At 56.5% G+C, this 13,556-nt stretch carries 8 protein-coding genes; 5 read left to right on the top strand and 3 right to left on the bottom strand.

All coding sequences use genetic code 11. The features are described from left to right. Positions 1–1,543 precede the first annotated feature (1,543 nt). From dbpB (AC3WON_RS17080) to AC3WON_RS17060, 5 genes are read left to right on the top strand one after another with little or no spacing between them, the layout of a single operon-like run. Positions 1,544–2,671 carry a DGQHR domain-containing protein DpdB gene (gene dbpB, locus AC3WON_RS17080; RefSeq protein ID WP_492352332.1) on the top strand — a complete coding sequence of 376 codons (1,128 nt, stop codon included), beginning with the start codon at positions 1,544–1,546 and terminating at the stop codon, positions 2,669–2,671. Further along, a complete protein-coding gene (dpdA, locus tag AC3WON_RS17075) occupies positions 2,668–3,963 on the top strand; it encodes a tRNA-guanine transglycosylase DpdA (protein ID WP_492352331.1) in 1,296 nt (431 codons plus the stop codon). Before dbpB (AC3WON_RS17080) ends, dpdA begins: the two co-directional genes overlap by 4 nt. After that, entirely contained in the window at positions 3,960–5,030 is a 1,071-nt protein-coding gene (dbpB, locus tag AC3WON_RS17070; RefSeq protein ID WP_492352330.1) for a DGQHR domain-containing protein DpdB, read from the top strand. The genes dpdA and dbpB (AC3WON_RS17070) overlap by 4 nt, the downstream gene beginning before the upstream one ends. Before the next feature lie 11 nt (positions 5,031–5,041). Then, positions 5,042–5,746, top strand: coding sequence for a 7-cyano-7-deazaguanine synthase QueC (queC, locus tag AC3WON_RS17065; RefSeq protein ID WP_492352329.1), 705 nt, complete (start codon positions 5,042–5,044; stop codon positions 5,744–5,746). A 41-nt stretch (positions 5,747–5,787) separates the two neighbouring features. Next, complete coding sequence (locus AC3WON_RS17060) at positions 5,788–6,153, top strand: 6-pyruvoyl trahydropterin synthase family protein (protein WP_492352328.1); 366 nt, start codon at positions 5,788–5,790, stop codon at positions 6,151–6,153. 33 nt (positions 6,154–6,186) lie between these two features. Here the strand turns inward: AC3WON_RS17060 and dpdD are convergent, their stop codons facing one another. From dpdD to dpdJ, 3 genes are read right to left on the bottom strand one after another with little or no spacing between them, the layout of a single operon-like run. After that, the gene (gene dpdD / locus AC3WON_RS17055) at positions 6,187–8,454 is read right to left on the bottom strand and encodes a protein DpdD (protein ID WP_492352327.1); all 2,268 of its coding nucleotides are present in this window, start codon (positions 8,452–8,454) and stop codon (positions 6,187–6,189) included. Continuing rightward, positions 8,451–8,984 carry a phospholipase D-like domain-containing protein DpdK gene (gene dpdK, locus AC3WON_RS17050; protein WP_492352326.1) on the bottom strand — a complete coding sequence of 178 codons (534 nt, stop codon included), beginning with the start codon at positions 8,982–8,984 and terminating at the stop codon, positions 8,451–8,453. Before dpdK ends, dpdD begins: the two co-directional genes overlap by 4 nt. Then, the gene (gene dpdJ / locus AC3WON_RS17045) at positions 8,981–13,555 is read right to left on the bottom strand and encodes a protein DpdJ (RefSeq protein WP_492352325.1); all 4,575 of its coding nucleotides are present in this window, start codon (positions 13,553–13,555) and stop codon (positions 8,981–8,983) included. Before dpdJ ends, dpdK begins: the two co-directional genes overlap by 4 nt. Position 13,556 lies beyond the last annotated feature (1 nt).

Genomic DNA, 13,556 nt, shown 5'->3' with positions numbered 1-13,556 from the left:
ACTTTAGCCAGGTTTTCGGCCAGTTGGGCTTGTTTTTGGGCGAGGGTGGGCTCTTGGGGAGCGGGGGTGGTGCTAGTCATTGCGACCTCCGTGTGTGAGAGATGGAGGCTCGCCGTCCGCTGTCAATCGGGTGGGCGAGCACGAGGCAGGGTTGACAGACCGGCACACACAAACCGGCGAGCCCGAAGGGCTCCCCCGCCGCGGCCCGCCCGTATGGACGTGCGTCGGCGAAAGACGAGAGGATACCGCTTCGCATCTCGTCCGGTGTGAGGGGCAGGCTGTCAAACCTGGTCGACCGGTGCTCTGGTGACCTGCATAGCTTGACGGCAAGCTTCCTGCCACGACAGACGACTTCTCTCATTCTTCGAGCCCCTACTGCACCGCCAGCGCATCGGCTTCCGCGCCGGTAGCACGCAAACGCAGCATGACGCGTCCGCCTGTCCATGGGGTGTCGCGCCTAGGTCCTCTATCGCGCAGCACATCAATGCGCGACGATTTATTGCAGACACACTTAGAACTTTGATGCAAATAACTGTAGCGTGTAGAATTCGAGGCGGCAGATTTACTGCTACCTCCACTTGCCTAGCAGGAACTCGAACACGTCATGGAAGCCCTGGTGCTTACAAATTGCACCAGCAGAAAGCGCGGGAAGGCCTCCCCTAGCCGCGCAGCAAGCTGGCCTCATCGCCCCCACTCAAAGATTGAGTCGGTGGAAGGCCTGGCTCACGGCTGGAAGCGAGAGATTGCGAAGGTTCGCACTCTGCGGGCTGCCATGGACCTCTACACTGGGCGATCAGTAGTTGACGCCCAAGCGGCTGCAAAGCGCATTGGGGCTCAACTTGCTTTCGTCTCTGCTGGCTTAGGGCTGACTGACGCGCATGCGCAGGTCCCCTACTACGACCTAACGGTATCCACTGGGCCGAGTTCGATCTCGCCCGCGCTTACACGATTAGAAGCGACCTCCGCTGAATGGTGGCTCGCTCTCAATTCGGGCCCCTCAATCGCAAAGATTGTTGCTGCCCCCCAAACGAAACTCGTCCTCATTGCGCTGCCGAGCGGGTACCTTGACATGATCGCCTCTGATCTGGAGTGCTGCCATGTTAGTTGCGCGCGGAAACTAAGGTTTTTCACATCCGTGAAAGGGCGGAGCGCAGTTCCTGAGCATTTATACCAATGCGTAATGCCGTATGACGAGAGACTAGAAGGAACTCGATTCGCAGGCACGCGGGCTGACTTTCCCCAACGCGCGCTTCGACACTTTGTCGAAGAACTTGGTGGTCACCGTCTTACTCTCGCCCATAGCACACGTGCCGTGGAACTCGCTCTTGCCGATATCTCTAAGCCCAAGATTCCCGTTCGCACAAAGTTGGAGGATGAGGCGATTGCCAGTTTGCTTCGCCTCCATTGGACTGCGCACAACGGTAGTTCCACGCGTCTGCTGCGTTTCCTACGTGACGACGTGTTAGTTGCATGCGAGCAAGGCAGATTTCGTCGGATCTGGCTCGAACTGTGCCAAGAAATGAATTCTTGACAGAGAATGCTCATGGCCGTTAAGCCAAAAGAAATCGTCGTCCGTGCTCTACATACCACGCAAGGTGGGGACCTGGATGTTTATGCCTTTTTCATCGGAGGGGCAGATATTACACGGCTGGCCGATATCAGCCGAATTGAGCGCGATGCCAATGATGCCTTGAAGGGCTTCCAACGTCCCGAAATTCGCAACCATGTGAAGGGGATAGTTGACTACTTGAACCAAGGCAACGTGCTCTTCCCGAATGCCATCATCTTGGCTATGTCGCCTGAGGTCCGATTCGTCGCAGCTCGCGGTTCGAAGCCAACGGGAGATATGGGCATATCCCAAGCTGGCACGCTGACGATTCCAGTATTCGAAGAGGGTGGACGAGTTGCATGGATCGTTGACGGACAGCAAAGATCCCTCGCGTTGGCTCAAGCCAAGAATTCCGCCATCCCAGTACCCGTAATCGGGTTCGTTTCGGACAGCATAGAGATACAACGCGAGCAGTTCATCCTGGTCAACAAGGCTAAGCCACTACCGACTCGGCTCATTAATGAACTGCTTCCAGAAACCACGGGAATTTTGCTTCCGCGCGATTTGAATGCCCGGAAAGTGCCATCGGAGCTCTGCAATCTTTTAAATCGAGATCCTAACTCTCCGTTCCACAAGCTCATAAAGAGAATGACTGAGCGTTCGCACACCACAGCGGTCATTACTGATACGGCTGTAATCGCAATGATACGCAACAGCCTCAATAATCCGCTAGGTGCCCTAGCAACCTACAAAGCTCGCACAAATGAAACTGCGGACCTGGAAGCTATGTATCGGATTTTGAAGACCTTCTGGTCCGCGGTGCGCGATGTTTTCCCTGATGCATGGGGTCGAGATCCACGTCAGAGTCGGCTAATGCACTCTGCAGGAATCGAAGCAATGGGCGTCCTAATGGATCGCATATACGCGAAGCTTTCCGGCATCGGTGAGGACTATAAGACCGTCCGCAAGGAATTGGAGCATATCGCCCCACACTGTGCCTGGACGAAAGGCCATTGGGAGTTGTTGGGTGTGGCATGGAATGAGATCCAAAACACCCCTCGAGATATTAAAAGATTGCAGGACGCCTTAGTACGCGCCTACGCCAACCAAGTAAAAAAATGAAGTTTCTGTACTCCGACACGCAGGACTATGTGGATCCCATGTATGACTTCCTGCAAGACCGGAACGCTCCAGGGCGGAAGCGTTATTGGGACGATTGCTATGCGCACGAACTCATGGATCCGGCCCCATACGATGGACTGCTCGTTTCCATGAGCGCGATCCGGCAAGCCGACGGCGTCGCGAACTCCAAAGTCAGATATTCGACGGCCGAAGAGCAGCGAATGCTTCGGGATGGGGCCAGGAAGTTCCTCCGCTTTGGCGGCCCCAAACATAAGGACAAGATGCTCATGGGCGACTGCGGTGCATTCGCATACGTAGAGCACCCAAAGCCCGCATACTCTCCGGGTGAGGTAGTGGAGTTTTACACGGACGCAGCATTCACCCACGGATGCTCCCCTGACCACATCATATTTGCCTGCGACACAAGCAACCCGCCGCGAGAAGAGCAACCCCAGGACGTCATAGATCGGTTTGACATCACGCTTTCGAACGCCGAGGAATTTATTCGGTTGACCGAGAAGGAGGGATGGCCGTTTGAGCCCCTGGGTCCAATTCAAGGGTGGTCGCCACAAAGTATGGCGGAGGCAGCGGTAGCGCTAGAGAAGATGGGCTATCGCTACTTAGCTGTCGGGGGCTTGGTTCCCCTGAAGGTCGATGTCATCCATAAGGTACTACAGGCAATTAGGAAGGCCATAAAGCCAGAGACTGACATTCATCTACTGGGATTTGCAAAGGCGGACAAGATTCATGAGTTCACTGGCTATGGCGTCACGAGCTTTGACTCGACGTCTCCACTGATTCGTGCGTTTAAGGATGCGAAGGCGAACTACTACAGCAGCAATGGAGATGGTACGCTAGATTACTTTGCTGCCATTCGCATTCCGCAGGCAATTGAAAACTCAAGACTCTTGCAGGGTATAAAGAGGGGAATCTTCAGCGCAGAGGATCTTCTACGACGTGAGCAACGTGCTCTTGAGGCTATCCGCGCCTTCGACAAGCGGCGTATGCCGCTTGCGACCGCACTTGAGGCCCTCACCGACTATCAGCGTTTTCTTACGCAAGGGGAGGTGACTTCCGAGGAGCAGCGTGAACGGGAACTCAAGAAGCAAAGAGATCTGATGGCGAGGACACTCGAAGCCAAACCGTGGAAGCAATGCGGGTGTCCAATCTGTCGCGATGTCGGTGTTGAGGTCATCATTTTTAGAGCAAGCAATCGCAACAAGCGCCGCGGGTTCCATAATTTAGGTGTTTATCACAAGCACGTACAAAACATACTGGAGGAGCGCCAGTGAGCGTTTTTCGTTTCAAGGCCATTAGGGCGCGGCAAGCAAAGGGGCATGATGTGTTCTCCTTCGCTGCGACACCGGAGCAAATTCTAGCCTTCTCCGAAATTGAGCGTATTGGGCGTACCGAGGACGGGCAGCTTAAGGGATTCCAGCGACATCAGGTCGCTTCTCATATTAAGGAGATTCGGGATTACCTCAAGCGTGATGATGCCCTCTTGCCCAACGCTGTCATCGTTGCCTTCATCGACGGGGTTCAGGTTAAAGACTTCGGGGGCGGAATCGTAAGCATTGAAATCAATACGAAGAAGTGCAAGCCGGGTTTCGTGGTGGACGGCCAACAGCGTCTCACCGCGCTCTCGGGCATAAAGAAGCCAGGTTTTCAGGTTTTCGTGTCAGCACTTGTATGCAAGGACTACAACGAACTCCGTCAGCAGTTCGTTCTCATCAACAACACCCGGCCCTTACCCAAGACGCTCATCTACGAACTGCTGCCCGACGTCGAAGGACTCCCGGAGCGGTTCACGTCGCGAAAGTTCGCTGCTCGCATCGTCGATCGTCTGAACTATCAGGCCGGTTCGTCGCTGTATGGTGAGATTCGCCAGCATACTAATCCGCGAGGTGTGATTAGCGACACTGCCATGCAGCGCCTGGTTATGAACTCGACGTCGGACGGCGCCATCCGTGACTTCATCAAGGAGGACGACTTTGAGGAACTATCCATATCGCTGATTGACGAGTTCTTCAAAGCAGTTGTCGAGGTGTTCGGGCCTGAGTGGGTGGGAATGGTGCCCAGGACTTCGCGCCTACGCCATGGCGCTGGGATTGTCGCAATGGGCTTCGCAATGGAATTGCTCTACTCGACCGAAGGCGCGAGGCTCAAAGACGAGTTCATTCCTGGGCTCAAACTACTTAAGCCGTTTACCGCTTGGACTAGCGGTACCTGGGAGTTGTCGCAGAATGACGTTCGTCCATGGAATGGCATTCAGAATACGCCGTCGGATATCGATCTACTTGCCAATTACCTGACTCGCACACTTAAGCGTCTTCTTCGCAGACCCCGTCGCATTGCCTAATTGGTGAAACTATGCATCAACGCGCATTGATTCTTTTTTCTGGTGGTCAAGACTCTACGACGTGCCTGGCATGGGCGCTCCAGAGGTACAAGCATGTCGAGACCATTGGTTTCGACTATGGACAGCGCCACAGCGTCGAACTGGAATGCCGGCAAACAATTCTCCGCAAGATCAGGACTGCATTTCCCAACTGGTCGGGGAAGCTCGGCGAGGATCATATGCTGGACCTCGGTGTTCTAGGCTCCGTGAGTGATACCGCCCTAACGAGTGAAAAGCAAATTGAATTCAATGCCTCCGGACTGCCGAACACCTTCGTTCCCGGACGTAATCTTATTTTCTTCAATTTCGCGGCTGCGCTCGCCTATCGGCGAAATCTGCCCGTATTGGTCGGGGGAATGTGCGAGACGGACTATTCCGGCTATCCCGACTGCCGTGAAAACACGCTGAAATCGCTCCAGGTCGCACTCAGCCTTGGTATGGATTGGCCGCTGCTGATCGAAACGCCGCTCATGTGGCTTACCAAGGCGGAAACTTGGGCCTTGGCGGCAAAACTGGGAGGACCCCAGTTCGTCGACCTGATTCGATACGACGCTCACACCTGCTATGTCGGTGACCACACGACAAGCCATACGTGGGGCTACGGATGTGGGACTTGCCCTGCCTGTGAGCTACGCGGTAAGGGATTTGCGGAATACCTTCAGGCCGCTTCGCGATAACCAGTCGTCCTGACAACTCTACCACCAGCACATTGACGCCGATGAGATACGAGGTCAGTCAAAAATTCTACTTTGAGGCGGCACACACTTTGCATCGCGAGATCGATGCTGAGGGGAGTCGGCGCATTCACGGGCACACCTATCACGCGGAGGTAACACTGAGCGGATCACCATCCCCTGATTCGGGGATGGTCATTGACGTCGGAGTTCTTCGGCGGGAAATCAACCAAGTACGTGACATGCTCGATCACCGCTTCCTAGACGAAATTCCTGGCCTCGGGCCTGCTACGCTTGAGAACCTGTGCGCCTTCATTGGCACGCAACTACGCGAGTCGCTTCCGAGTATCACACGTGTATGCATCGAACGGCCCGCGAGCGGCGATTCCTGTACGCTATATATCGAATAGCCAACTGTGGCAGGCTTCAGGTCATGTCACAAGTTATCCAAGCCGCTCGAGCTCCCTAAAGACGCAGTCCAAAATGCTGGCACTCCCCTTCCCTAAGGGGAGCAGAGTTTGCCGGGAGCCTCGCGCCTCCTTCGCCGCGTAATAAGCCTGGTGCTTGCTGCTTTTCCAGGCAAATACAAAGATGTCGGCGTGCGCGGCCAAATGCTTCAGCTTGTCTGTCGCTACCACGTCTGCATTCACCTCCACTCGCGCCAGAGGCAAGCGATTTCGCAAGAATTGCCGCGCCCGCTGCCCAGCGGGCTCAGTTAGGGTATAGATGCCGATTAAGCCCTCGAAATCGGCACGAGCACCTGCTTCACTATACCTTTCCTCCTGAAATGGGAAAGTCTCCAGCAAGTCGGCACAACCGTAATCCTTTGCGAGCAGCGACAGAATCCCATGCTGCGCCGGGTTAAGGCGATGAGCATGGGTGCGGGCCGTATCTATAACTGCCATAAAAAACCGGAGTCTCGCCTCGTTCTCCGGGGATGCATGCAAAACTAGTGTTTCAGCCGCATTGAGCGCCCAGTCGACGTTGCCGGGCGCATTGTTAGCGGTAAGTATTTCGGTATATGCGTCCAGTGCTTCGACGTATTCATCCTTCGGCGGACCAAGGCTGATCAGCGCCTGGATCAAGACAGAAGCCAATTCGAGTTCATTGGCCGACACCATGCCATTCCACGCCACGATGCGGATCAGCATAGTGTAGAGCGGTATGAAGCCACGCACCGGGTATGGCGGGCGGTCGACGAAGAATTCGACTAAGGCTGCGAATGCATTGCGAAACACATGTTCAGCCTGACCGTTCGCGTTGCCAATCTTTTCCGCTAACTCGCGGCAGACGTCTGGATCCGTAACATAGGAGTCTACACTCCAGCGCGTGAGCGCCTCGTCCAAAATCTGCAGCGGCGGTCGCTCATAACAGCCAGATTCGACATGGCGAATCCAAGATAACCAATCAGTATCTGGTCGCGTTTGCAGCGTCCCCGGTGCCTCGTGGGCTTTGGAAGGCTCTGGCTGTAACTCTTGCAATCTGTTCAGATCGCGCTTTTTCCAATTTTCCCGCACGCCCTCAGGCGCGGTACTCACCGCATCAAGAACTCGACGAGTGATTTGAGCATCGTCCAATTCCACGGCGCAACGCAGCAAGGAACTGTACGTCCATGCTTCGGGGACGGCTTCAAACGAGAACTGCAGCGCCAACTCATAGTCTTCATCCGCCAAGGCCTGACGCGCCAACTCAAACGCATCGGAGCGTGACGGTCGGGCGGCCGACAAACGATTGAACCAGCGCTCGACTAATTCGGGTCCTGCTTGGCTCGGATAGGCGGCAACAATGGCCTGGCAGCGCGCCACATTCGGTTCGTCCTGCACCAGTTCATATAGGAGAAAGGCTTTCAGTACATTGGGCTGCCGAATGCCTTTCCGCTCCCGAAAGAGCGGCCCGAAGTGACGCGCGATATCGTTCCCAAAAATGGTCAGAATGTTACCGACATTCGCCTCATCCTCGATTGCGACAATATAGGTCGCATAAAGCGCCTCGACCAGGTCGGCAATGGTCTGAGCCGGTAAAGACAGGCCCAGAACGGATTTAATCAGTGAGTAATCGTGTGCCAGTTGATGCTGGCGGCCAAGACCGGCCAGCATACGGATTTCCAGATACTTGTGCTGCTCAGCGTCAATTCGGCCGCTGGCGATCAATTCGTCGCGTAAGCGCCGTGCATCTGCTTCGTTGCCCGCCAACAACGCCCGATCAAACTCGGCGCGAACCTTACCGAACGGGCGTTGCGTTCGGTCGGGAATGACTGGGCGACGGCGCAGTAAGCCGAGATACAACTGCAAGGCCTGCGCGATGTTACCGCGTGCCACGTCATCTACTGGCTCCAATCGGAAAACGAAATCGCCAAAGCGCTTCTGCAATGCACACTCGATCTCGTCACCAATGTCGACCTGCAGTGGTTGGCCACGAAAGTCGCTGTAACTCGGGCCGACGACAGCTGTCAACTCCTGTGCCAACGCAATTGCCGAAGTCTCATCGGCAGCCATACCGTACCAGTGGCACGGCCCATGGACATCGAACACAGGCAGCACGATTGGCAATCGGGCGCCTTGAGCGGCAAAAGCGGTAATCCAAGGGCTTATCTGCTCCATCCATGCCGTCGGCGCTTTGCCATCGACAATGGCTTCCCACTGAAGCGCATTGCGCTCAGAAAAGAAACGCCGTAGCCAGGCCTGCTCCTGGGGTGGCAAGTCGCCGATCATACGGCCTCTCCGTAACGAGCGAACTCAAGACGGGTACGACCGTGATCGTGCCGATCAAGCGAGAATTCGACCCATTCATCATTGATCATCATGCCGTTGTAGGTCAGGTTCATTGAGCCCATCAACAGGCAATGCGTGAGCAGGATGCCTTTGGTATGCAATTGATCATGGATATGTATCGCGAGTTGATCTTCCAAATCGTGCTCGCATATCAGATCGGTCATCCGGGTGCGGAAGGCATCATTGCTAGCGTCACTGCGGGTGACGATGTGCACCCTAGTACCGTGGTTCATCAGCGTCACCAACACATCAGCGAGGCGAATCTCACGTCGCCCCCATTCGGGATTAAGGGCATCGAAGCTGCCGGACCGATTGTCGATTAAGACAACATTGCTGATCCAAGGAGACACAATCCAAATATCTTCGCCTGGTTGTAACACTTCGGCCACGAACATAGTTTGCAGCAGTTCCTGGATAGTCGTGACACCAGTGGTTTTGGTCTTGAAAATACGCCGATATTGGATACTCATTGCACTGCCTCGACGAGTTCGATATCGGCCTCGACCATAGATTGAGTTTGGCGGATGCCCTGTAGGCGTGCATAGGCGCGCAGATAACCGGACTCGACCGGATTGGTTACCAGCGCATTGAGCGCAGCAGCCAGGCGACCACGATCGGCGCCCGGGCAGGTCAGCGTCACTTGGCTGCCGGCAGCAAGTTGCTCGGCAGTTTGCGGCAACCAGTCATCATCGAGCACGGAAACGCAGACACGATCGTCGCCGATGGACTCCACAACTAACAGGCGCTCGATCAGTGGCAATTCAGTGAAGGAATTCCTCATCTGCAGCGCGGACTGCCGAATCGCCCGACCGCGGGGCCATAACAGCCCATAGATAGCCCCGATGCGCCAAGCAGCGCGATCACTGCTTGGTGGGGCGCCAATGTCCGACACAACGTGATCGATGTCGTCCGATTGACTCAGGTAATAGCTCATGACGCGCAGATCGATCTCGATGCCAATGCGTGCCTCTTCCCCCTGCCATTGATTGAGCACTCGGGAAAGGTAGAGATCGGTCGCAGGGCCCGATCCCGGTCGCAGAACACGATTACCGAGCGCGACCAAGAAGCCATGGAAGGGTGAGAAACCTTCCTGAATCAGCGCCCGACGTAAGCGTCGGAATGACTGCGCCATGTCCTCCTGGCTTTCGGCGGCACGGAATTCGCGTACCAGTGCGGCGCTTTCCGAATGGCTGCTGCCGCCGTCCTCGGCCAGCATGATGATCATTTGTTTGAGTTGATGGTCGATCAACTCAAACTCCCCCATACCCAGATTGGCGCGTACGGTCGCGAAGAAACGGCGTGGATCTTCCGCGTAGCGCCGCATAAATTCTTCGATCAGTCCGTTACCCCCCGGACTGCGCTCGGTAAACCACGCCTCTACCGCCTCTCGCTGGAAGCCGACAGCTTGGCCAGGGAGCGCCGGGCCACGGTCTAAGTCCACCGTCAGGTCTTCCGGATCGATGCTTGGGCATAGGTCAGTAATCGACCGTAGTAGTGCTGCAGCAACGGTGGAATGGTAGACCCCACGTAGCCACGGTTCCCAGTCGGCATCGATGGGCTCCCAAAGCATGGCGCCAAACTCGTGCAACTCCGCAATCACGACCGGATCGCGAAGGCACATACTCAGTTCCTGACGCAACTTGTCCGGACTGCCCGCCGCTTCATCGTCTCCCTGTATCTCGACTATTTGCGACTGGAATAGCAAGCTCAGCACATCCGATAGCGAGATCGACGCCTGGCCCTGCCGAATGGTGGCATCGGCCTCGGCCAAGCCAATATGTCGGTGCATGGCTTCGTAGGTCAGGGCGGAGAGGTAAATCTGCGCTAACCACTCTCGCATGAAGGGGCTACCAATCATGGCCAGACGCTTCCCGCGCCAAGCAAGGTCGATAAAACGGGCGCTACGTAATGCGCGCCACTTCGCTTCGTCGCCAGGATGACGGCCCAGGTGCAAGTCAGGGGGGATATGGATCTGGAACACCATGGTGTCGGCAGCATATTGCGCCCCAAGCCCTACTGATTGCCCCTCGCGTTGGAACACCGTGTCGGCCCTAACCTTCTCAGCGCCAACGCCAATCTCGGCCGAGGCCCCCACGGCGAAGCGTCGGATCTCAGCCGGGGCATGGCGCGAGTGCGTAAAAAAGCCAATGCGCGTTACGATCTGGGTCCACAGACTACGGGCGGGTGGCGAAAGCCAATTCGGCTCGAACGTCGCGACAATTTGGCTATGCCACTCTAGGGAGGCATTCGAAGAATCTTTCACCGCCGTCGGCGGTGCTTGCGGTGCCAAGTGCACCGGACGGTAAACGGGGAGCGCTACCGTTTCTCCCTCCCGGCGAACCAGATACTGGCCGAGCAGCACGTGGCTGCCGATAGTATCGACCTCGAGGCCAAAGACGCCGCTGCAGATGCTTGATCCGCTCTGAAAATCGGGCAACGGCGCAATCCAGTGGCGCTCCGTACGATAGCGCACGCCGTAGCGCCGGCTCACTCGACCCGGCGCGAACTCGCGCAATGCGGCGTACACCGACATCGCTGGCGCATTGAACGGGCTTGCTGAATCTGACTCTGGCAGATCGATTGCGACCTCGGCTAAGTTGAGGTCGGCAAAAAGGGAACCTGGAATAAAGTCTGGCAGCGGATTGTTGAAGGCTTGGTAATCCTGCTGCGGCTTACCGTCAGCATTCCAGTTGCTCGCGAGACGCCGCAGCGCAGTCGGCAGCACAGTGGTCAGAAGTGGCCGCGGATACTCCCACAATACGGCCGACAGTTCCTCCTCAGATAGCCGCAACGCTCGCCGCAGAAAGTTGGACAGACGCTGAGTACCAACTTCGGTCTCGAGAATGCTACGCAACTCTCGCAGCAGGCGCTGGCTTCGCTGTGCATTGATTTCGTCGCCTCCGCTCAGGTCACTCCATATGCTGCCTGCGGGAGCATCCTGCAATCGCATTGCCAAGTAGTCGATGGTGGCATACACCGCTTGCATACGCGTGATGTATCGGTTCGCCAAGGGCAGCGTGCGGACCGGCAACTCCGGATCGAACAGCAAGTCATAACTCTGATACGCAGCCCGATCGCGGCCATAGTCAGACAGCACGGCCACCGTCCAGGGCCGCATGCCTCGAGTGCGACCGCCGCGGCCCTTGCGTTGAAGGAAGCCTGCCATGCCGCGCGGAGCCTTATGCTGGATCACTGCTCCGACGACTGGATCATCGAATCCCACCTCCAGTACGGCAGTCGCAACGATGACATCTGCATTGGCGTCAACACCGCGATCTTGGGAGCTGACCCGCTTGACCACCAGTCGGCGCTTAAGTCCGTCATGCAGGCCTTGACAGAAGCGCCAGTCTTGTCCATTGGCATAGCGCAAGAGCGAGGTTCCTCTTTCGCGCAGCACGGCCAGGCCGCCCTCTGGCGCATGGCGCATATCGGGATCGCCATAGCTATTGCGACCCTCGGCACTGAGCAGGTCAAAATACAGACGATTGATCACGTCCAGGTTGTCGGTGAATACGAACGTGCGCTGACCGAACATACCGCGGCTAATCGACTGTTCCGACTGCGCGGCTTTTGGATCGAGGCAGCGCTGCAGCACCATAGCGGTTTGGATGGTTGTGGACAGGAGTGCCGTACGCGAAACGGGATCACCGCGCAGGGCAATCATGTACTCGGCTCCCTCGGACTCGATCTCATCCGCATGCGGCGAGACTTCATCTACAAGGTTGGCGCGACAACCTGTGAGCACGGCGAAAAACTGTGATGCGTCACGCAAGGTGGCCGACAAGCCGACGAAGCGCAGCGGTTGCTCGAGTAGTCGCTGCCATCGCCGCATCAGATAGGCGACCTGGGCTCCGTGCTTGCCTTCATAAGTGTGCACCTCGTCCATCAACACCAGTTCCGGCGCACACAGCGACTTTGGCCCGACGCCGAACAGATGCCTCATCGAGGTGTCCGAGAGGCGTTGGTTAAGCATCTCGGTAGTGGTAAAGAGGATGTCTGGTACAGCACTCTTGAGTGATGTCCGGGTGAGTGGGAACACGGCGCCGTCCAAAACCGCTTCGCAAGAAGCGCACACCAATCGTTCGCGGCCCTCGCTACGATCTTTGTGTAGCCAGCGCAGTTCGCCACCACAGTCGAGGCAAGCAAGAGTCGGACAGATCCGATCATTGCCTCGTTTTGTCCATTCACAAAACTGCGCGGAGTGCGGCGTATCGCCATAGAGGGCACCGACGCGAATCGACACGTGGTCCTTTTTTGGCAAACCTGCTTGCAGGCTACGGACGCGCAGCAAGACTTCGCGTAACTGATCCTTGAGCAGTTCTGTACGGGGATATAGGGTCACCGCTTTGACCCAGCGCTCTGACTTACCCTCCACCAGCACGTGGCGGTAAATCGAGGCCAGCGCCGGTAGATAGAAAGCGAGAGTCTTACCGCTACCCGTGCCAGCACAAACGATGGTCGCCAACTCCACCCCAGTTTCAATGGCACGCAAAATTCGTTGGGCAGCTCGTACCTGGAAGCCAGACAGGCGGACAGTGCGGTGGGGCGACGTGAGCAAAGCTTGCAATGCCGCTAACAGCGCCGGACTTGGGGCATCCTCCCCGATCATTGTCAGCGCCTGCTTGACCGAAATATCGCGCGCTGGATAGCGGCGATGCCGACGCAGAAAGCGAAAGTCCGCAACTAAGCTAGGGGCCTGCTGCCAACCATTGGGACCTGCGTGCTTTGGGAACAGTTGCCGCAAGCGCTGGAGTAAGCGCACAGTTTCCGCCATGCGTGAGCGGTAACCGGCAGCGGCACCTATCTTGGGCACCTCGGCTATCCAGTTGCGCTGCCGTAGTTCCTTTAGAACATCCTCGGCGGAAAGAAAATCCTCTAGGCCATCGTTGATGGCGTTGTCAATTAGCGGATTGATCAAGTCCATGATCTCGTCATGGCTAAAATCACCATCGACGATGCCCCAGACCAGCAACTTTGCTTCACGCTCTTCGATGCAATCCAGCACCGAGGCAAGAAAACGTTCTCGTGCTTCTTCCAACATG

Source organism: Cupriavidus sp. FW305-46 (assembly GCF_058787075.1).
The sequence above is the reverse complement of the archived record's forward strand: the minus strand, read 5'-3'. Positions and strand labels throughout refer to the sequence as shown.